We start from the raw sequence: 20432 nt of genomic DNA on the forward strand, positions 1-20432 counted from the left end.
GTTGTTTTCATTCTTCATTATTCTCTTTTTTATGATAGTTATTAAATTCAATAATCCATTGCTTTTTTGCCATATTTAAAAAGCTTGCCTTTAGCTTGGTGTCATTAATTTTATTAATACATTCTTCAATCAAATTATTAATGTCAATTCTATAAAGTTCGGACTTAAATACTGCCTTCCTTAACTTGTGATATATTTCTCTGTAAGCATCATCATTTAAACTTATTCCATAATGTTTAGTCAATTCCAATAGACCATTAATGAATTGAGTAACTATAAGAGGATAATTATTAGTATTTACTTTCTGTTTAACAATATTGCTTAACTCTTCAGTCTTTGTTTTAATATCTAATGAGTCTAAATATTCTCTTTCTTTCTTTTCTTTATCACTACTATCTTTAAAAATATCCTTAATTCTATTTGACTGTAGCAAACTTATTAACCTTGTACTATTTTCAAAAGCAGCTTCAAATTGAGTAATTCTGAATTTAAAATAAAAGTCTAAAGATTCAATATGCCATTGGCTCGTTAAATCACGAAACTCTTTGAATTCCTCTATTGAATGACTTTCAATTCCGTAGATTTTTTTATCAGTAAACTCATCAATATCTTTATTCAAATCATATATTAATTCATTTTTATAAACTTCCATAATACTTGGGAATTTTTGAATTAATAAAAGATATTTTGCTAATTGTGTGATATTATTTTCAAGCGAAAAACCAGATATTTTTCCTTCGTTAATACGCTCATTAATCAAAAGATAATTTGCTAATAGAATATTTATAAATTGAATAATCTGTCTTGGATTCTGGTCAAAAACGATAATAATTAATGCAGCTAAATTAATGTTATCTAAATCTGGAACATTTGTTTCTTTAAGTTTGTCAGAAGCAAGACCCTGCAATTCAGTACTATAAAATTCAGGTATCCATATTATTGTATTAAAAAATTTTCTTAAAAACTCATCTGCATATTGATTGTCGTTTACTGAAAATGTACTTGCCAAATGCTTTTTAATTGCTATAGAATCACAAGGTATTATAAAGACAACATCCTTTATGTTTTTTTTGTCAACTGGTTCAAGAAATGTCTTGATGGTCGAAATTATTTCTACCGCTTTTTTCCCGTTTACCCTATCCAAATTATCGAAAACTACTACAATTTTATTTACATTTCCTGTTAAGTTTCCAAGTATATTTCGAAATGAATTTTCAAACTCAATTGGGTCTTGTATACGGGATTTTTTTAACGTAGTTTTTCTTTCTATAATAAAATAATTTGAAAACTTTAACCAAAAAACAACAGGAATTGTAAGTCCACCTATTATCTGAACAATTTTTTCAATTAAACTATCAAATGAGAACTCTTCAATACTAAAAACCTTGCCAATTCCTAATAGTCCACTAAATACAAGAATCAATGGAATAATTGCAAACAATGCTATAACTATAAAATTTTTAAAAAGCTTTTTTCCTTTGAAGTCGTAACCATCTTTGGTTTCGACATTAATATCACTTTCTAGGTTTTTTTCAATTTTAAACCCTTCTTTATAATACTTTTTACCAAAAAAATTACTTGATAGTTTTTTATCTATATCTTTTAAAAAAGTCCTTCTTAAGGCATCACCTTCATGTTTCCAAACATCAAAAATAACAAGGGGAATATTTTGTGATTTAAGATTGCTCTGTAAAGTTTCAGCGATAGAACTTTTTCCAGAACCCCAATCTCCATAAAGACCTATTGTAAATGATTCTGGACTTTTTATGACAACTTTTTCTAGGGTACTAACAATTTCTTCATGTCCAAATAAGAGTTTTCCATCCTTTGGTTTTTCAGAAATAAATTGAAAATCTATGGAATCATTATTTTTCAATTTATTCATTTTTTTTAAACATTTATTAAACTTTTCTTTTAACTCCATTGAATAATATTACGCATACAAAATCTGTACAATATATTTTACTATTAATTATTTGCAATTAGCAATAGGGAGATTTTAAATGTACAAAATATTATAGGAATTATTGAGATGGAAAACCGTAAAATAAAACAAAGTTTTTAACTTTCATTTCCATTCAACACACATTAAGCTTCCTCCTACGTCGTCGCATAAAAAGTGTTCCATTAACATTGCAGAAGAAACTTTTGAGAATAAATTTTTTAAAGAAAAAGTAGTAACAACTTTCGCTTTTAACCAAAGCTCAAGTTACATAACGCAGAACATTATAGAACATTTTACAACAATTAACGATATAGAACTTTTGGTTTATGTTTTACATAGTATAATATCATATCCTTCTTTGTAACCATCACAAATTAATCCACTACCCTCTCTCCTATTTTCAAATCTTTCAAGCTTCAAAGTTTTATAATTCAAAAAAAACAAATCTCTACATTAATTATTTTGTTTAAACATTTTAACAAAGAATTAAACAAAATAATTAGTTTACAACTAAGACCTTAAAGTATATTTGTAAAAAAGTATTGTTATGAAAAATATTATCAACCTTTCCTATTGGTTTAATGATTGGTATGTTAATAGCAGAAATCCATTTCATTTTGAAGTGGATTTTTGATTTAAAGAACGCTGTAAAAAGCAAAATACTAACACAAATACTACTTAAAACTTACCATTATGTTTGGATTATTTAAAAAGAAATCAGAAAAAGACAAGTTGTACGATCAATATCAAAAACTAACTAAAGAAGCGCATAGTTTATCTTCTACTAACAGAAAACTAAGCGACCAAAAGGTTTATGAAGCTGAAGAGATTATGAAACAATTAGAGCAGTTAAAATAACAAAAAAGGAAGATTAAGTTACTTTAAGATAAACATCAGTAGCAATTAACGTCAACTATATGCTGTTATAATTTTAAATTTAATATGAATAAACAAGATTATAAAATACATATTATAGGTGCTGGAGTAAGCGGATTAATAGCTTCTAAAGTATTGGAAGATAATGGATACAAATCAACTATAATTGAAGCAACAGATCGTGTTGGAGGACGAGTAAAAACAGATACTATTGATGGTTATCAATTGGATCATGGATTTCAAGTCCTACTTACAGCTTACCCAAGTGCTCAAAAATATTTAAATATTGAAGCTTTAGAGTTACAACATTTTTTACCTGGCGCTACTGTTTTTAGTAACGGAAGCAAAAAGACTATTGGAGATCCTTTAAGAAACATGACCTTACTTTTTCCGACTTTATTTTCGGGTATTGGAACATTACAAGACAAATTTAAAATACTGAAGTTAAATAGTTTATTAAAAAATGCAGCATTGACTGAAATTTTTGATAAAACAGAACAAACAACGCTTCAATATTTAACAGATTTTGGGTTTTCTGAAGATATGATTACTCGGTTTTTTAAACCTTTTTTTAGTGGTATCTTTTTAGAGCCTAATCTAGAAACATCAAGTAGAATGTTTGAATTTGTTTACAAAATGTTTGGTGAAGGTTTTGCTGCATTACCAAAAGACGGCATTGAAGCGATACCAAAGCAACTAAAAGGCAATTTAAAACAAACGACTTTTAAATTTGATACCAAAGTAAAGTCTGTGGAGGATGGTAAAATTATACTTGAAGATAATACCGAATTAACAAGTGATTTTACAATTATAGCTACTGAAGCTAGCAAACTTACTGGTAATAATAAACAGTCCAAGGTAAAATGGAAATCTTGCGATACATTATATTTTGAAACAGATATTAGAGTGATAGATAAACCGCTTATTGGACTTGTTGTAGACAATGATGCGCTAATTAACAACATATTTTACCATACTAGCATACCATCTAATGCTGTTAATAAAAAGGAATTATTATCTGTTACTGTAGTAAAAACGCACGGTTTAAATTCTGAATCGTTAATAATGCGTGTTAAACAAGAATTGATGCAGTATTGTAAAATAGATACTAGCACTTGTTTAAAACATTATGCGATAGCGCATGCATTACCAAAATTAGAGGGCTTGAAGTATGACATGTTACCGAAGGATACAAAATTTAGTGATCGTGTGTTCCTTGCTGGTGATACCCAACTAAATGGTTCTTTAAATGCTGCAATGCTTTCAGGAGAAAAAGCGGCATTACAAATTATACAAACAATAGACGGTAGACTATAATAGGACTGTTAAATACAGTACATTCAAAATAAATTTAATTACAATTACTTTAAAAATTAATTCAATGGACTATTTAATAAACATAATCAAAATTGCAATCGCACTTAGTATTCTAAACGTGTGGTTATTTAGGGTTAATAAATCTACAGCATGGCGTGGAAATAATGCTGATACTATGGCTGATGAATTTAAGGCTTATGGATTACCTAAATGGGTAATGCTGTGTGTTGGTAGTTTAAAGGTGCTGTTTTCAATAGGTCTTTTAGTCTCTTTTTATTATGATCAATTGGAAATACCGTCAGCACTAGGTATTACAGTCTTAATGTTTGGAGCCATTTTAATGCACCTAAAAATAGGTGATCCTATAAAAAAATCTTTACCTGCTTTTATGTTTTTATCGCTATCATTAATAGTAGTATTAGTACAATAATTAACTATAGATAGCTAGAAAATGGACAAATAGGTAACCATTTAAAATCATAAAGACAAAAGATGGTAATGATAAAATAATTGAATCTTTAATTTTTAATCTTACCATAAATCCTAAAAACATTTGAATAGTTAATCCTCCAGTGGCTATAATACCTACAAGGGGACTTATAAAACTAAGAAGAAGTGCAACCCCTGCGATAATTTGTAAAACTCCTGTTATTTTTCGTTGGGTGTCACTTAATTTAAAACGTACAAATTCCAACTTCATTTTATCTAAAAACAAACATCCGTATCCATAAAACAAAAATGATATTGCTAAGAAAATGATTAAAATAATGTGATAGATTTTCAAATGGAAATGAATTAATACTAGATTACAGTTAATAGATTATTTAAGATATATAGCATGTAAGACATAACTGAAAGCCTTGCTATATTAGTATTACTAGTATTAATTTTTTTGGGCGTTTAAGACAAATCTTAGATAGGTTTTAACCATAAGATTTAGTCATAGAGATTTAAACCTTAGCTTGGTATTGTTTTAATAGTTCTATTGAAGTATAGTCTAACGCCTTTTGAAGTGTGCTTTCTAGTACAACAGGAGGTGCGACACCGTCTTTTTCCGCTTGTAACCATCGTGAGATACATAAACACCATTTTGATCCTGCGACAAGTCCCGGGAATTGCCAATGCGGTATTGGCGTACTTAAATCGTTGCCTTTTAATTTTGTATAGGCTAAGAATTCGGTTGTCATTATTGCACTAATAATATGTGTTCCTGAATCTTCCGACATTGTTCTACAATAGCCATCCCTAAAATACCCTGTTGCAGGATTTGTACAACAGGGTTTTAATTCTGTACCTAATACATTTAGTTCCGTCATCTAAAAAGCTGATTCAGGTCTACCTATTAAGCGCTTTTCAATTTTTTTCTTCTTAGCAGTTAAACGTTTCATGATATCCATTAAACTTGTATCCTTTGATTTTTTGTAAATCTCGTTTAATGCTAATATTAGACGCTTTGCTTCTCTTGATGCAACCACTCTATCACTTGTAGACATATGGCTCATTTTTGCATGTTCAAATTCTAATGCTTCGTTTATTAATTCCATTGCTTTCGTGTTTTGTTTATTCTTTAACAAAGATAATTAAACAAAGCTCGTATTCAAATAATTAACAATTGATTATGCTTATTTTAAGATTGGCTTGAGCTATGCAAAAAACAAAAAATAGCGTTATTCTTTGTTTTATTTGTTCATGGTAGAAACAAAAGACCATTTATTCCGAAACTATACTACAACTTCAAACTTAATAATACATTCTAAAATCAAGTAGTTTGCATAGTTTGTAATGTCTTTGATGCAGCTCTTCCACTACATCTAACATATTATCGTCTTCTTTAAATAAATTAAAGAATGCGATGTCAAGATTTGAGCTAGTTACTCCTTGACTTTCATATCCGTACCCAGAAACTGCTTTTGCGCCAGTAATATCTAAAAAGTATTGGGCTTCTTCTTCGTCTAAATCTGTGACTTTAGCATTTGAGAAATGTAAAATTTTACCTTCTAAACGCCCTTCAAAAAGTTCAGCAATTTCTTGTAGACTGTAGTAATAGTCATTTAAACAAATGCTATTAGCTTCTCCTTCTATAACTAAATAAATTATTTCGTAGTCTTTAAAATTATGATCATCCAAGACCAATGCATCTAAACTAGATTCTAATCCTTCAATAGTATCGCAGGTATTATAAATACTGGCAACGCCATATTGCAACGTTAGTTGTTCTAGCTTTTTTTGTGCTTCTGTAACCTGATCAATTTCTATATCTTCCACTGCTTCTAGACAGTAAATAAAATAATCTGTATCTATTAATTCTACTTGTGGTAATTGCTGTGTTTTCTCTAACAAATCTTAGTGTTTATGCGTAAAATATCAATTGCAAAAATACTGCAAAACTTTTATTTTTTTTAAGGATATTAGTTAAAACACGTGTGTTTCTTAAGGTATGTATATATAAGGATAAATTAGTAGTGGTTACTTATTAGAAATCTAAATTATTTAAAATATCGTTCTTAAGGTAGTAAGTATACAGAATTAAAATAAATTTTAAAATTTATTCATTTTGTAACTAATTACAAATTCAAATTACTAGCTTTGTTACAGTAAACTTTAGGAGTAGCTATTAAATTAGTTTGAGAAAAATCCTTAGAACCTGATTTGGTTAATACCAACGTAGGGAAAAGTTAACAGTATTTTTTACTGTACACTTCCTCTATTTTCAATTCTTACCATTCTCAATCCTTTATTGTTTACATAACTGAAGCTTTTATGCTTCTAAACTGTAATTAATATGATAAACATAAAGGTTAATAACACCACGTACCAATTTCAATCTACGGTCACACTAGACCAAATAATTAACCAACTAGATATTTCGGTTAACGGGATTGCTGTTGCTATAAATCAAAGTATTATCACCAAATCAGATTGGATCTCTACAACGCCTAATGATGGTGATGCTCTGCTAATTATTAAAGCTACTCAAGGCGGATAATAGCCACTTTCAAACACTTCAATACAATAAAAGACCAAAAATAATCAACCCTTAAACGATGAAAAACAAAGATACTGCGCCTAAACAAGGCGGCATTACCAGAAACCCTTTTCCTAATTCTAAAAAGATTTACGTTAGTGGTAAAATTCACCCACAAATCAAGGTCGCTATGCGCGAAATTGAGTTGAGCGACACCGTGGATTCTATGACTAAAAAGAAAACACCTAACCAGCCAGTAACAGTGTACGACACCTCGGGTCCGTATACAGACCCAAACAAGCAAATCGATATCCATAGCGGAATAGAGCGCATTCGTGAATCTTGGATTTTACAACGTAATAATGTAGAACAATTAGACGCCTACTCTTCTACCTATTGTAATCAGCGTCTAAACGATAAAAGTTTAGACCACATGCGTTTTAAGCTACTAAAAAAGCCATTACGTGCTAAAAAAGGAGAAAATGTAACCCAGTTACATTATGCCAAACAAGGTATTATCACACCAGAAATGGAATACATTGCTATCCGCGAAAACCAGCGTATTGATGAGATGATCCAAATAAGAAAGCAACATAAAGGCGAGCATTTTGGAGCCTCTATTCCTGATAAAATCACACCAGAATTTGTACGTTCTGAAGTTGCAAGAGGTCGCGCCGTAATACCTTCCAATATTAATCACCCAGAAGCCGAACCTATGATTTTAGGACGCAACTTTTTGGTTAAAATTAATGCCAATATTGGTAACTCAGCAGTCACCTCTTCTATTGAGGAAGAAGTGGAAAAAGCAGTCTGGGCGTGTCGTTGGGGTGCAGATAACATCATGGATTTATCTACCGGAGAAAACATTCATGAAACCCGCGAGTGGATTATTCGCAACTCCCCTGTTCCCGTTGGTACCGTACCTATTTATCAAGCTTTAGAAAAAGTAAATGGTGTCGCAGAAGACTTAACTTGGGAGATTTTTAAAGACACGTTAATAGAGCAAGCAGAACAAGGTGTCGATTATTTTACCATTCACGCAGGTGTTTTATTACGTTATGTACCTATGACCGCCAATCGCGTTACGGGTATCGTATCTCGTGGTGGCTCTATTATGGCTAAATGGTGTTTAGCCCATCATAAAGAAAGCTTTTTATATACTCATTTTGAAGACATTTGCCAGATTCTTAAACAATACGATGTCGCTTTTTCTTTAGGTGATGGTTTACGTCCTGGATCTGTTGCAGATGCCAATGACGAAGCGCAGTTTGCTGAGCTAGAAACCTTAGGCCAATTAACACAAATTGCAAGAAAACATGACGTACAATGCTTTATAGAAGGTCCTGGTCACGTACCAATGCACATGATTAAAGAAAATATGGAGAAACAAATCGAGCTTTGTGACGAGGCTCCTTTTTACACATTAGGGCCATTAACCACAGATATTGCACCTGGTTACGATCACATTACATCCGGAATTGGAGCTGCCATGATTGGTTGGTATGGTTGCGCTATGTTGTGCTACGTAACGCCAAAAGAACATCTTGGTTTACCAAATAAAGAGGACGTCCGCGTTGGTGTAGTAACCTATAAATTGGCTGCTCATGCTGCCGATTTAGCAAAAGGGCATCCAGGGTCACAACATCGCGATAATGCACTAAGTATGGCACGATTCGAGTTTAGATGGGAAGATCAATTTAATTTGGGATTAGATCCCGAACGTGCTAGAGAGTACCACGACGAAACGTTGCCAGCAGCTGGTGCTAAAATCGCCCATTTCTGCTCGATGTGTGGACCAAAATTCTGTTCCATGAAAATTTCTCAGGAAGTACGTGATTTTGCTGCCGAAAACAAAATTGTAGATAACGAGGTCATTCAAAAAGGAATGGACGAAAAATCTAAAGAATTTAAAGCCAAAGGTTCCGAAGTATATCTATAAAATAATTAGGAAGTTCCCACGCAAAAAAAGCGTGGGCAGGCTTTCCATTACAATCTTTTGCAGAAAAAGCAAAAGGATTTTCATTGCAATCCTTAACTCAAAAACACATGATCATTGTCATTGCTCCAGAACAAGATGTGCCTCAAGAAACTGAAACATTAAACATATTGTTTCATAATGGTTTAGAGTGTTTTCATTTAAGGAAACCTTTAAAAAACTATCAAGAGCATGTTTCATATTTAAATCAAATAGAGACTAAATACCATCATAAAATTGTAGTCCATCATCATCATAAACTGGTTAATACATTCCCCTTAAAAGGGATTCATTTTACAGAACAAAAAAGAATAGATCATATCGATAATCCTGGTCCATATTTAAAAAATTTAGACCTATTTGGAAAAACAATTAGTGCTTCTTTTCATAATCCTGAAGTATTGGCTAATTGTTCTTTTCAATTGGATTACCATTTACTAAGTCCAATATTTGATTCGATATCAAAAAAAAACTATTCCGGTAAAGGTTTTGACGTTACCGCTATTGATAAGTCAATTATTGCTTTGGGCGGTATTACTGTTAACACTATACCGCAAGCATTATCCCTAGGTTTTAAAGGTGTTGCAGTTTTAGGGAGTATTTGGAATACAAAAAATCCTATTGATCAATTTATAGCATTAAAAAAGGCAGTATTAAATAAAATAATATGATACCAAAACTACATTATATATCACAAGGCGCCTCTCCTACCCAACATTTAGAGAACATTAAAAAAGCCTGCGTTTCAGGAATAGACTTAGTACAATTACGACTAAAAAACGAGACTAACCACGTGGTATTAGAAACCGCAAAAAAAGCAAGAGAAATCACCTCAAAACATGGTGTTTTACTAATTATAAACGATCATTATAAAATCGCTATTCAAGCCCAAGCAGACGGTGTTCATTTAGGAAAATCAGATACCTGCCCACTAATAGCTAGAGCGACTTTAGAAACATGGCAAATTATTGGAGGAACAGCAAATACGCTTGAAGACTGTCAAATATTAATAGATAAAAAGGTAGATTATATTGGTTTAGGACCTTATAGATTTACCAAAACTAAAGCCAACTTAAGTCCTGTTTTAGGACAACAAGGGTATGCATCATTAGTAAAACAATTACAAACAAAAACACCAATTATAGCTATAGGTGGCATTATTCAAACAGATGTTTCCTCTATTATAAAAACAGGTGTTCATGGTATTGCTGTTTCCGGCGAAATTACTCGTGATTTTAATTCAATTTTAAATTTTAAGACATTAATCAATGCTGACATCACACAATAACCAAGATAGTCATCAAAAGAAAACAATACATACTATGTTACAAATAGCAGATAAACAATTTAACTCCAGATTATTTACAGGAACAGGCAAATTTAGTTCGTCTAAAATAATGGAAGATGCTTTATTAACCTCAGAGAGTGAGCTTATAACCGTAGCATTAAAACGGGTTGATGTAAAAGATAAACAAGATGATATTTTAAGTCATTTAAAGCATCCTAATATACATTTATTACCAAATACGTCTGGCGTTCGTGATGTAAACGAAGCCATTTTTGCAGCACAATTATCAAGAGAAGCTTTGGAAACCAATTGGATTAAATTAGAGATACATCCCGATCCAAAATACTTATTACCAGACCCAATTGAAACTTTAAAAGCAGCAGAAAAATTAGTTAAATTAGGTTTTGTAGTCATGCCTTATATTCACGCAGATCCCGTTTTATGCAAACGTTTAGAAGATGTTGGCGTGCAATGTGTAATGCCTTTAGGGGCGCCAATTGGAAGTAATAAAGGCATTAAAACACAAGAATTTCTAGAAATTATAATAGATCAAAGTAACGTCCCCGTTATTGTAGATGCGGGTCTTGGTGCGCCTTCTCATGCTGCGTTTGCAATGGAATTAGGTGCAGACGCCGTTTTAGTTAATACAGCCATTGCAGTTTCTCAAAACCCTGTGCAAATGGCTGAAGCTTTTAAGCTTGCTGTAAAAGCTGGTAGATTAGCTTACGAAGCCAAATTAGCACCTGTGATTAATAAAAAAGCTATGGCAAGCAGTCCGTTAACTAGTTTCTTAAATTAAGCGTATGAGCAGTTTTAAAGACGTATTTGATAAATACAATTGGGAAGACACGTTACAAAGCATTTTTGATAAAACAGAATCGGATGTTTTGCATGCTTTGAATAAACCAAAACGAGATTTAGAAGACTTTAAATCGCTGATTTCGCCTGCTGCTAAACCGTATTTAGAGCAAATGGCACAATTAAGTCAACAATTAACTAAAAAACGTTTTGGTAATACTATCCAAATGTATGCACCAATGTATTTGAGTAACGAGTGTCAAAATATTTGCACCTATTGTGGTTTTAGTATGACTAATAAAATTCCACGTAGAACATTAACAAATCCAGAAATCCTTAAGGAAGTGGAGTTTTTAAAATCTAAAGGCTATGATCATATTTTACTAGTTACAGGAGAAGCTAATAAAACCGTTGGTGTAAATTATATTGATAATGCGTTGCAACTTATTCGTTCGCATTTTTCAAATATCACTATCGAGGTGCAACCATTACTTCAAGATGAGTATGAAACGTTAATTGATAGCGGACTTTATGCCGTATTAGTTTATCAAGAAACGTATCACCGAGACGAATATAAAAAACACCATCCAAAAGGTAAAAAATCCAACTTCGATTTTAGACTAGATACTCCTGATAGATTGGGTAAAGCAGGTATTCATAAAATAGGATTAGGCGCCTTATTTGGTTTGGAAGATTGGCGTGCGGATAGTTTTTTTACTGCACTTCATTTAAATTATTTACAAAAAACATACTGGAAAACTAAATACTCCATCTCTTTTCCTAGATTAAGACCGCATTCTGGAGGATTAGAACCAAAAGTAGAAATGACAGATCCTGATTTAGTACAGCTAATTTGTGCATTCCGCTTATTAGATGAAGATGTAGAATTATCCATGTCTACACGCGAAAGTGAAGTGTTTAGAGATAATATTGTCAATTTAGGTATCACTTCTATAAGTGCGGAATCTAAAACAAATCCGGGTGGTTATGCGGTAGCACCTCAATCTCTAGAGCAGTTTGAAATCTCTGACGAAAGATCAACTGAAGCAATAACAACCATGCTAAAAACTAAAGGTCTTGAAGTAGTTTGGAAAGATTGGGCAAATAATTGGGAATAATGGAACTATCAAAACAAGAACAACAACAATATGATCGTCATCTAATTTTAGATGAAATAGGTCAAAAAGGGCAATTAAAACTTAAGCAAGCTAAAGTGTTAGTTATTGGTGCAGGAGGTTTAGGATGTCCGATATTACAATACTTAACAGCTGCTGGTGTTGGTACTATTGGAGTTATAGATCATGACACCATCGCACAAAGCAACTTGCAACGTCAAATTTTATATAACTATGCCGATGTTGGTAAGCTTAAAGCTGAAATAGCTACTAAACGGTTATCACAATTAAATCCATTTATAACTTTTGAAACGCATTTAGAGCGATTAACAGTGGATAATGCCATCTCTTTATTTTCTAAATATGATATTGTAGTGGATGGTAGTGATAACTTTCCGACGCGTTATTTAGTAAATGACGCAGCTGTTTTAACTAACAAACCTGTGGTATTTGGTTCAATTTTTAAGTTTGAAGGCCAGGTCTCTGTCTTCAATTATCAAAACGGACCAACGTATCGTTGTTTATATCCAAATACTCCAAACCCTAATGAAGTACCAAACTGTTCAGAGATTGGTGTTTTAGGTGTTTTACCAGGAATAATTGGTAGTTTTCAAGCTAACGAAGTAATTAAAATAATCTGCGGTATTGGCAACGTATTGTCAGGCAAACTACTAACCTACAACACGTTAAGCATGATGCAATTGATGTTGAATTTTAATAAAAACACGTCTATAAACATAACTGATTTAGAGCCCAATTACGACGCTATTTGTGGGATTACACCAAATAATCATAAAAGTATTACCCTAGAACAACTACAACAACATCCCGAAAGATATAATTTATTAGATGTCCGGGAAACGGAAGAACGCGCATTATACAATATAGGCGGGCAACATATTCCGTTAGGAGAATTACATCACCGAAACTCTGAAATATTTCAAGACAAACCAGTAGTTGTGTATTGCAAATCTGGTGTACGCGCCAAAAAGGCAATTAATATTCTTAATCAAAACACTATAAAAATGCCTTTACTATTTTTAAAAGGGACTATCATTTAAAATTTAACTGGTAATAATTCCTAAAAAAAGCACAACTTACAGTTGCCTCATTTCGATAATATTCTCTAAAAATTAGAGCTATTTTTAATAGTCTTTATATTTAATTGTTAAAAAATAAAACATACTGCAATTTATTGAAGAGTTTAAGCATTTACGGGGCTTACATTGGTAAAAAAAGTATATTTGTTTTGATTGAATTTCACGGTTTATTAACCTAGAACTTCAATCTTTTTTTTCTAAAATTAATAAATCAAAACAAAAAATTATGAAACATTTATTTATTGTGTTTACAGCTTTAATGTTGAGCACAGTGTCTTATTCTCAATTTGAAATGTCACTTAGTACAGGTTATGCTTTTGATAGTGCTGGAATGAAGTTAGGTGAAACTGTTACTATTTCTGAAACTGAAAATTCTTACGGAAGTTATGGTGAAGGTGCTAACGTACAAATAAGAGGTACTTACTTTTTTAACGACTCATTTGGAGTAGATTTAGGTATTGGTTATTTACACGGTACAGATCAAACTGTTTCTGAAGTAGATCTTCCAAATCGTAATGTTGATGCAGTTGCAAGAGCACGTGCTTTTGGGGCATCTACATCTATAGTTTATAAATTTACAAACAACTTTTATGGTCGTTTTGGAGCATTATTAAAATTAGGTGGTAAAACGGAAGCTGTTATTTATGACAAAACAGTATTATCTCAAGCAGAGGTTGATGCTTTCGGAATCCCATTAGGATCATACTCTGAAACTAATTATAAAGAAGATTTTCATGGACATTTTCCACTTGGATTTGTAGGTGCTTTAGGATATAAATTTAACTTAAATGACAACTTTCAATTATTTGTAGAAGCTGAGTATTATGGTATTAGTTTAAAGCGTAAAGATTCTGAAATCTCAGAATTTAATACAGACATTGTTTTAGCGGATGGTACAGTTGTGTTAAATGGTTTTTATGACATAGATAATTTACCTTCAGATGTGAATAAAAAGACTACTTACGTGGATAACTTATCAAACAGTAATACGGATAGCTCTAAAAAACTATCTCAAAAAGTACCATATTCTTCTTTCGGAGTTAACTTTGGTATTACTTACAAGTTTAAAACTAGTACTAAAAAACAAAACATGTAAACCCAAAAATTGTATAATGTTATTATATAAAATTTTGGATTAGCAGCAATTTGTTACAGTCTAAAAAAGCCCATTAAACAATAGTTTTAATGGGCTTTACTTTTTTTAGTACATTGTATAAATTAGCATAATCAAAATTGTGTTTATACTTTTAAATCCATTGTCATGGGAATAATGTATACACTAAAATAACAGTTTATATAGCTAAAAATGCAATGCCTTTTTAATACTTGAAAGACTGTTTTTAAAAATCATAAAAACTTCAAATACAATACTATAAATGTTTTTATTTAAAGTTTTAAATCAATTTAACTCTTGCATTATTTCAGCAAATAATTGATACGATTTTATACGATCTTTTATGCCATAAATATTGTTTACCGCAATAAGCTCGTCTGCCTTAGTTTTGTCTAAAAAGTCTTTTATTTGCGCCTTAACAGTCGCTTTACTTCCTATAAAAGAATACTTAAGCATTTGGTGTATTTGAGGGTTTTGTAAAATATCTCTAAACTCGTTAGTCATAGCTGTTGGCGGTTGCACATAATCGCGTTTTCCTGTAAATATTCCAACTATCATCTTTATTAACGAGGTCGATAATCGCTCTGCTTCTTCATCTGTATCTGCAATTATAACATTGCAACCCACAATTGTATATGGCTTTGTTAGTGCTTCAGAGGGCTTAAATTCTTCACGATAAATAGCCAAAGCATCCCATAAATGTGTTGTTGCAAAATGACTGGCAAACGCATAAGGCAATCCTTTTTTAGCTGCTAAATGTGCACTATCTGTGCTTGATCCTAATATATAAATAGGCACCTCTACACCTTCTGCTACTGTAGCACGTACTTTTGACGTCGCATTATCTGCCTTAAAATATTGTTGTATTTGTCCCAACATAGTTGGAAAAGCGTGTGCAGCAGACATAAAATCTGATCTAATAGCTTCTGCTGTTTCGCGATCTGTACCTGGCGCGCGTCCCAATCCTAAATCTATACGGTTAGGATACAACGTTGCTAAAGTCCCAAATTGTTCTGCAATAATTAATGGCGAATGGTTAGGCAGCATAATACCTCCAGATCCAATGGTAATGGTTGTAGTACCTTGCGCAACATAACCAATTAATATTGACGTTGCACTACTACCTATATTTGGTGCATTGTGGTGTTCTGCCAACCAATACCTAGTATAACCTGCAGCTTCCGCACTTTGTGCCAATTGCAACGCATTTTCATACGTTTGTTTAAGTGTATGACCTTCTGAAACTAAAGCAAGGTCTAATATAGAATATAATGTTTTATGAGTATCCATGGGTGTCTACAATCGTTTGTGTTTATCTTGATTGATAACTAAAATTAAGACTACAAATTTACCAATTGTAATACTCTTATCCTTCTTTTTTAGATAGGTTTAACGGTATAATGCCTCTAACCTATTTGTAATACTAGATTTATGCTTGTGGTATTGTATCTTTATAAAATTAAGATGAAAATTTATTTTTTTTTTACTGAATTAAAGCTTGCTAAAATGCAGCATCTTAATGAAGAATCACCAATTAATGCCATAAATTAAGGACTAATGATTATTGTAATTTCACCTGAAAAGGATATTCCAAACGAAGCTAAACTTGTTAATCAATTGTTTGCAGAAGGTTTAGCTTATTTTCATCTTAGAAAACCGGATAAAGATTATAAACAACATGTTGACTATATACATGCAATTGAAGAACAGTATCACAACAGAATTGTCGTGCATTATTTTCATGAGTTGGTTAATGAGTTTAATTTAAAAGGCATTCATTTTCAGGAACAAACAAGAATAGATAACATTGATAACCCTGGTCGTTATTTTAAAAATCTTAATTTATTTGGAAAAACAATAAGTTCTTCTTTTCATGATCCAAAAGATTTAGAAGACTGTTATTTTGAATTTGATTATCATTTACTAAGCCCTGTTTTTGCATCAATTTCTAATACAAACGTTAGTGGACGTGGTTTTAATGTTACCGCTATTGACAAGCTAATAATTGGTATGGGAGGCGTTACAGCAGACAATATAAGCAAGTTTACAAATTTAGGCTATAAAGGTGTTGGTGTTTTGGGTGGTATTTGGAGTAGTAAAACGCCTATTGCTGTCTTTAATAAAATGAAACAATTTTATAGCTAGTTTAAAACTGTAAACCGTTCTATTATCACATAACTAAAGTATCTTTGTCTAACTGCTAAAGCATTGCAATACATTACTACATGATTATACCTAAATTACATTACATATCACAAGGAAACACATCTAAAGATATTTTAGAAAACATACAAAAAGCTTGTACTTCTGGTGCAGAATTAGTTGTGTTACGTTATAAAGATGCTTCTGAAAAAAAATATCTAAAATTAGCTAAGGAGGTCATTAAAATTACAACGCACTATCAAACTAGATTGATTATAACTGATTTTTATAAACTAGCAAAAGATATAAAAGCGGATGGTGTGTTATTAGAAGCCTCTGAGGCAACAGTAACTTTTGTTAAAAAGCATTTGTATACTTGGCAAAGTATTGGAGGTTATGCCAATACCCTTGCAGATTGCGAAAACCTATTAGATCATCAAATTAACTATATCTATTTAGGACCGTTTAAAACTTCTGATACAGAAAACAATACAAAGACTGCTTTAGGTTTAAGTGGTTATACTGCGATTACTGATGTACTAAAAACACCGACTCCAATTCTAGCTTATGGCGGTGTAAGCTTACAAGATGTAACACCGCTTTTAAATACTGATATTTCGGGTATTGCTGCTTCTGATGCAATCACTCAAGATTTTGATAGTATTAAGTTATTTAACCAATTATTAAACGCATCGTCAACACAAGAACAGCGTCATACTTTTGAATAAATGAATACACGTATAGAGACTATAGCAGTAACGGATTTAGAAGGCGAATCAGTAAATTTAATGTCCGCTTATAAAAACAAAGTTTTGTTACTAATTATGTATAATAATGATTGTTTGGGTTGCACAGGACGCGCTATACCGTTAGCATATCAATTTATGCAAGACTACCCCTCTATTCAAGTTATAGGTATACACAGTGATTTTGTTAACAGAGAAGGTAGTAAAGCTTCTATTAAAGCTATTTTTACTAGTGGTGAAAATCCATTTCCTATTTACATCGATAAAAACCATAAAGTATATGATCAGTTTAACGCAGAAGGTACGCCACAATGGCTGTTAATTTCTGATAAAGGTGAATTGTTCCGTTCTGTTTTTGGATCTCAAGAAAACGCTCAAAATCGCTTGTTCTACGCTATTGAAAGTTTAGTGCAAAAAAAAAGTAATGCTCAATAACATTACTTTTTCTGAATACTTAATAAAACATAACTTATAAAGTGCTCTAACACTTTGTAAGGTCTAGTTTGTTTTTCTATTCTTTTTAAAATTTATCCTTAAATGATTCTGTATTAGTACCATCTTCAATTAAATTAGAATTATCCTGATTTTGTTGTTGTGCATATCCTTGAGATGGCACCTTTCTTTTCCCTCTAATCTCTATAGCTAGCATAGATGTTGAAAATGTAAAAATCATTAATAGCGCAAAAATTTTGTTTTTCATAATACTGGTTTATTGGTTATTCTTTAAAGGTATGAGAATAACTTAATAAAAGAATAATTACTTCATCTTTTTAATTATCAATGGTTAAACAGAAAGTATAATCACTAAATATAACATCTAACTATTTTGTGCTTATTTTACTTCAGGCATCACTTTCTACAAGACATTACCGCATAAAAAAAGTGCTATCATATAAATATGATAGCACAATTTAAATTAACAATAAATTAAATATTTACTTAGCAGAAATATTTATAGTTATTACACCTCTTCTGTTAATTGCTCTTCCAGAATCAGTATTGTTAGTAGACGCTGGTTGCGCTTCTCCAACACCGTTAGTAGAGATTGAAGCAGAAGTAAACCCTTTAGATACTAAATAGTTTCTAATAGCTTGTGCTCTTCTTACAGATAGATTATCGTTATAACCAACTGAACCTCTATTATCTGCATGACCTACAATAGAAACATTGTATGCAGCATCTGCAGTCATATCGCTAGCTAAATCATCTAAAATAACTTTAGCATTTAAATCTAATTCCGCACTGTTGTAAGGGAAATATACTTTTCTTTCTCCTTCAATAGATTTAGAAACAGTTTTAACTACTTCTTTAACTTCAGCAGGACAACCGTTATCAGTACCTTTTACATCAGGACATTTGTCTTTATTGTCAGCAACACCGTCACCGTCAGTATCAGGACATCCACCAAATTCGATTAAACCTTTTACTTTAGGACATAAATCATCTTTATCAGCAACACCGTCACCATCAGTATCAGGACAACCACCAAAAGCAGCTAAACCAAATGTATCAGGACATAAATCGTAATCGTTTGGTACACCATCTTCATCTCTATCATTGTTTACAACTTCTTTAGCTTTTCTTTCAGAACCTAATTTGTAAACTAAACCAACGTTATGTACAAATTGCTTAGGTAAGTAATCTTCAAAAGAATGCTTGTAAGTAGTTTGAACGTTAACACCAATATTATCAGTAACCCAATATTTAACACCAACAGAACCATTTGCTGTTCCTGCTCCAATTAAACTATCCGTACCATCTGCAGTAGATGTGTTAAAAGGACCTTCTTCAATCCATGTGTAACCACCACCAATTGCTACGAAAGGTTGTAATCTTCCTTGACCAAAACTGTAGTTAACCATACCGTCAAGTCCGTAATACTTTAAATTATCAACTAAAACACTTTCGTCAGCTTGTCCAAAATCACCCCATTTGCTTAACTCACTAGCAGTACCTTTAGCAGTTACAGATAAATGATCTGTAAAATGTCTTGTAACACCAGCATAAACACCTAAGTTATAATGATCGTTAAGGTTAAAAAATTCGTCAAAATAATCACCTTGAGGACTATTTTCTCCTACAGGGTAAAGATCTACAACAGCTACACCAGCCTCAAAAGACCAACGTTTTTTGTTTTGAGAAACTGATTTAGTTTCAATTGTTTTGTCTTCTCCTTTTTCAAGTTTGTAAACAATACCAAAGTTATGATCCCAATGCTTAGGTAAGTAATCTTCAAAAGAATGCTTGTAAGTAGTTTGTAATTTTAAACCAAATCTTTCGCTAACCCAGTATTTAACACCTACAGAACCATTTGCTGTTCCTGCACCTATTAAACTATTAGTTGCATCTGCAGTAGATGTGTTATAAAGACCTTCTTCAATCCAAGTATAACCACCACCAATTCCTACGAAAGGTTGTAATTTTCCTTGACCAAAAGAATAGTTTAACATACCATCAAGTCCGTAATATTTAAGGTTATCAACTAATACACTTTCATCAGCTTGACCTAAATCTCCCCATTTACTAATTTTACCAATTGTACCTTTAGCTGTTAACGATAAGTTACTAGTAAAATTTCTAGTAGCACCTACGTAAAAACCTAAATTGTAATGATCGTTAAGGTTAAAAAACTCGTCAAAATAATCACCTTGAGGACTGTTCTCTCCAACAGGGTAAAGATCTATAGTACTTAAACCAGTCTCAAAAGACCAACGGTTTTCAGTATCTTGAGCAAACGCTAATTGTGCGCAAAACCCAAAAATTAATGTTAATGTAAAAATCTTGTAATAATGTTTCATAAATTAAATTTTAATAAATTATTCCTTTAGTAAATTATTCGATTTTATACGAATTTTCTGAAAAGGCTTGCAAATAAACAACATCTGATTATAACAATGAATATTTATTTTAAATATTTTAAAATCGATGTGAGACCAGTGGTATCGGGCATTATGGATTTGATAAAACCAAGAGCATTTGTTTAAAGAATCGTAATTAATTATTGGTAAAATTTAGTAAGACTATTGGTTTTTGTGTTGATATTTGTCACTT

Annotated in this window: 22 protein-coding genes and 1 riboswitch; of the genes, 14 read left to right on the forward strand and 8 right to left on the reverse strand. The window is 31.8% G+C overall.

Features of this window, described 5'->3' with window-relative positions; genetic code table 11:
- Positions 1-7 precede the first annotated feature (7 nt).
- Entirely contained in the window at positions 8-1924 is a 1917-nt protein-coding gene (locus BMZ09_RS11715; protein WP_090840800.1) for a P-loop NTPase fold protein, read from the reverse strand.
- Between the two features lie 714 nt (positions 1925-2638).
- On the opposite strand from BMZ09_RS11715, the gene BMZ09_RS16065 reads away from it, so the two are divergent.
- From BMZ09_RS16065 to BMZ09_RS11725, 3 genes are all read left to right on the forward strand, one after another.
- The gene (locus BMZ09_RS16065; protein ID WP_143067817.1) at positions 2639-2803 is read left to right on the forward strand and encodes a Lacal_2735 family protein; all 165 of its coding nucleotides are present in this window, start codon (positions 2639-2641) and stop codon (positions 2801-2803) included.
- Between the two features lie 84 nt (positions 2804-2887).
- A complete protein-coding gene (locus tag BMZ09_RS11720; protein WP_090840802.1) occupies positions 2888-4138 on the forward strand; it encodes an FAD-dependent oxidoreductase in 1251 nt (416 codons plus the stop codon).
- Positions 4139-4202: 64 nt separating this feature from the next.
- Positions 4203-4568 (forward strand): DoxX family protein, encoded by a 366-nt coding sequence (locus tag BMZ09_RS11725; protein WP_090840804.1) that lies wholly within the window; start codon positions 4203-4205, stop codon positions 4566-4568.
- Here BMZ09_RS11725 and BMZ09_RS11730 read toward each other — a convergent pair whose 3' ends face one another.
- The 4 genes from BMZ09_RS11730 to BMZ09_RS11745 form a co-directional block, all read right to left on the reverse strand.
- Positions 4569-4922, reverse strand: coding sequence for a DoxX family protein (locus BMZ09_RS11730; protein ID WP_090840806.1), 354 nt, complete (start codon positions 4920-4922; stop codon positions 4569-4571). It lies immediately after the preceding gene.
- A 166-nt stretch (positions 4923-5088) separates the two neighbouring features.
- Positions 5089-5454 carry a DUF2237 family protein gene (locus BMZ09_RS11735; protein WP_090840808.1) on the reverse strand — a complete coding sequence of 122 codons (366 nt, stop codon included), beginning with the start codon at positions 5452-5454 and terminating at the stop codon, positions 5089-5091.
- Complete coding sequence (locus BMZ09_RS11740) at positions 5455-5682, reverse strand: hypothetical protein (protein ID WP_090840810.1); 228 nt, start codon at positions 5680-5682, stop codon at positions 5455-5457.
- Positions 5683-5878: 196 nt separating this feature from the next.
- Positions 5879-6478 carry a DUF6642 family protein gene (locus tag BMZ09_RS11745; RefSeq protein WP_090840812.1) on the reverse strand — a complete coding sequence of 200 codons (600 nt, stop codon included), beginning with the start codon at positions 6476-6478 and terminating at the stop codon, positions 5879-5881.
- A gap of 253 nt (positions 6479-6731) precedes the next feature.
- Positions 6732-6826, forward strand: a riboswitch (TPP riboswitch).
- A 94-nt stretch (positions 6827-6920) separates the two neighbouring features.
- Between BMZ09_RS11745 and thiS the strand changes: the two genes are divergently transcribed.
- From thiS to BMZ09_RS11785, 8 genes are all read left to right on the forward strand, one after another.
- A complete protein-coding gene (gene thiS, locus BMZ09_RS11750; protein ID WP_090840814.1) occupies positions 6921-7124 on the forward strand; it encodes a sulfur carrier protein ThiS in 204 nt (67 codons plus the stop codon).
- A 58-nt stretch (positions 7125-7182) separates the two neighbouring features.
- Entirely contained in the window at positions 7183-9042 is a 1860-nt protein-coding gene (thiC, locus tag BMZ09_RS11755) for a phosphomethylpyrimidine synthase ThiC (protein ID WP_090840816.1), read from the forward strand.
- 107 nt (positions 9043-9149) lie between these two features.
- Positions 9150-9749 (forward strand): thiamine phosphate synthase, encoded by a 600-nt coding sequence (locus BMZ09_RS11760; RefSeq protein WP_090840818.1) that lies wholly within the window; start codon positions 9150-9152, stop codon positions 9747-9749.
- Entirely contained in the window at positions 9746-10366 is a 621-nt protein-coding gene (thiE, locus tag BMZ09_RS11765; protein WP_090840820.1) for a thiamine phosphate synthase, read from the forward strand. Before BMZ09_RS11760 ends, thiE begins: the two co-directional genes overlap by 4 nt.
- Positions 10347-11165, forward strand: coding sequence for a thiazole synthase (locus BMZ09_RS11770; protein ID WP_394364790.1), 819 nt, complete (start codon positions 10347-10349; stop codon positions 11163-11165). Before thiE ends, BMZ09_RS11770 begins: the two co-directional genes overlap by 20 nt.
- 4 nt (positions 11166-11169) lie before the next feature.
- Entirely contained in the window at positions 11170-12282 is a 1113-nt protein-coding gene (thiH, locus tag BMZ09_RS11775; protein ID WP_090840822.1) for a 2-iminoacetate synthase ThiH, read from the forward strand.
- Positions 12282-13340 carry a molybdopterin-synthase adenylyltransferase MoeB gene (gene moeB, locus BMZ09_RS11780; RefSeq protein ID WP_090840824.1) on the forward strand — a complete coding sequence of 353 codons (1059 nt, stop codon included), beginning with the start codon at positions 12282-12284 and terminating at the stop codon, positions 13338-13340. Before thiH ends, moeB begins: the two co-directional genes overlap by 1 nt.
- A 265-nt stretch (positions 13341-13605) precedes the next feature.
- Complete coding sequence (locus BMZ09_RS11785; RefSeq protein ID WP_090840825.1) at positions 13606-14475, forward strand: outer membrane beta-barrel protein; 870 nt, start codon at positions 13606-13608, stop codon at positions 14473-14475.
- 303 nt (positions 14476-14778) lie between these two features.
- Here the strand turns inward: BMZ09_RS11785 and BMZ09_RS11790 are convergent, their stop codons facing one another.
- A complete protein-coding gene (locus BMZ09_RS11790; protein WP_090840827.1) occupies positions 14779-15783 on the reverse strand; it encodes an LLM class flavin-dependent oxidoreductase in 1005 nt (334 codons plus the stop codon).
- Between the two features lie 267 nt (positions 15784-16050).
- Between BMZ09_RS11790 and BMZ09_RS11795 the strand changes: the two genes are divergently transcribed.
- From BMZ09_RS11795 to BMZ09_RS11805, 3 genes are all read left to right on the forward strand, one after another.
- Entirely contained in the window at positions 16051-16638 is a 588-nt protein-coding gene (locus tag BMZ09_RS11795; RefSeq protein WP_090840829.1) for a thiamine phosphate synthase, read from the forward strand.
- Positions 16639-16718: 80 nt separating this feature from the next.
- Entirely contained in the window at positions 16719-17363 is a 645-nt protein-coding gene (locus tag BMZ09_RS11800; protein ID WP_090840832.1) for a thiamine phosphate synthase, read from the forward strand.
- Positions 17364-17816, forward strand: coding sequence for a TlpA family protein disulfide reductase (locus BMZ09_RS11805; protein ID WP_090840834.1), 453 nt, complete (start codon positions 17364-17366; stop codon positions 17814-17816).
- An 85-nt stretch (positions 17817-17901) separates the two neighbouring features.
- Here the strand turns inward: BMZ09_RS11805 and BMZ09_RS11810 are convergent, their stop codons facing one another.
- Positions 17902-18081, reverse strand: coding sequence for a hypothetical protein (locus BMZ09_RS11810; protein ID WP_090840837.1), 180 nt, complete (start codon positions 18079-18081; stop codon positions 17902-17904).
- Between the two features lie 235 nt (positions 18082-18316).
- Positions 18317-20179, reverse strand: coding sequence for an OmpA family protein (locus BMZ09_RS11815; protein WP_090840840.1), 1863 nt, complete (start codon positions 20177-20179; stop codon positions 18317-18319).
- Positions 20180-20432: the final 253 nt, after the last annotated feature.

It is taken from the genome of Olleya namhaensis (assembly GCF_900114005.1).
Taxonomy (GTDB): Bacteria; Bacteroidota; Bacteroidia; order Flavobacteriales; family Flavobacteriaceae; genus Olleya; species Olleya namhaensis.

Coding starts and splice junctions, on each gene's coding strand:
- BMZ09_RS11715 (WP_090840800.1), bottom strand. CDS start 1,924: ATGGAGTTAAAAGAAAAGTTTAATAAATGTTTAAAAAAAATGAATAAA.
- BMZ09_RS16065 (WP_143067817.1), top strand. CDS start 2,639: ATGTTTGGATTATTTAAAAAGAAATCAGAAAAAGACAAGTTGTACGAT.
- BMZ09_RS11720 (WP_090840802.1), top strand. CDS start 2,888: ATGAATAAACAAGATTATAAAATACATATTATAGGTGCTGGAGTAAGC.
- BMZ09_RS11725 (WP_090840804.1), top strand. CDS start 4,203: ATGGACTATTTAATAAACATAATCAAAATTGCAATCGCACTTAGTATT.
- BMZ09_RS11735 (WP_090840808.1), bottom strand. CDS start 5,454: ATGACGGAACTAAATGTATTAGGTACAGAATTAAAACCCTGTTGTACA.
- BMZ09_RS11740 (WP_090840810.1), bottom strand. CDS start 5,682: ATGGAATTAATAAACGAAGCATTAGAATTTGAACATGCAAAAATGAGC.
- thiS (WP_090840814.1), top strand. CDS start 6,921: ATGATAAACATAAAGGTTAATAACACCACGTACCAATTTCAATCTACG.
- thiC (WP_090840816.1), top strand. CDS start 7,183: ATGAAAAACAAAGATACTGCGCCTAAACAAGGCGGCATTACCAGAAAC.
- BMZ09_RS11760 (WP_090840818.1), top strand. CDS start 9,150: ATGATCATTGTCATTGCTCCAGAACAAGATGTGCCTCAAGAAACTGAA.
- thiE (WP_090840820.1), top strand. CDS start 9,746: ATGATACCAAAACTACATTATATATCACAAGGCGCCTCTCCTACCCAA.
- BMZ09_RS11770 (WP_394364790.1), top strand. CDS start 10,347: ATGCTGACATCACACAATAACCAAGATAGTCATCAAAAGAAAACAATA.
- thiH (WP_090840822.1), top strand. CDS start 11,170: ATGAGCAGTTTTAAAGACGTATTTGATAAATACAATTGGGAAGACACG.
- moeB (WP_090840824.1), top strand. CDS start 12,282: ATGGAACTATCAAAACAAGAACAACAACAATATGATCGTCATCTAATT.
- BMZ09_RS11785 (WP_090840825.1), top strand. CDS start 13,606: ATGAAACATTTATTTATTGTGTTTACAGCTTTAATGTTGAGCACAGTG.
- BMZ09_RS11790 (WP_090840827.1), bottom strand. CDS start 15,783: ATGGATACTCATAAAACATTATATTCTATATTAGACCTTGCTTTAGTT.
- BMZ09_RS11795 (WP_090840829.1), top strand. CDS start 16,051: ATGATTATTGTAATTTCACCTGAAAAGGATATTCCAAACGAAGCTAAA.
- BMZ09_RS11800 (WP_090840832.1), top strand. CDS start 16,719: ATGATTATACCTAAATTACATTACATATCACAAGGAAACACATCTAAA.
- BMZ09_RS11805 (WP_090840834.1), top strand. CDS start 17,364: ATGAATACACGTATAGAGACTATAGCAGTAACGGATTTAGAAGGCGAA.
- BMZ09_RS11810 (WP_090840837.1), bottom strand. CDS start 18,081: ATGAAAAACAAAATTTTTGCGCTATTAATGATTTTTACATTTTCAACA.
- BMZ09_RS11815 (WP_090840840.1), bottom strand. CDS start 20,179: ATGAAACATTATTACAAGATTTTTACATTAACATTAATTTTTGGGTTT.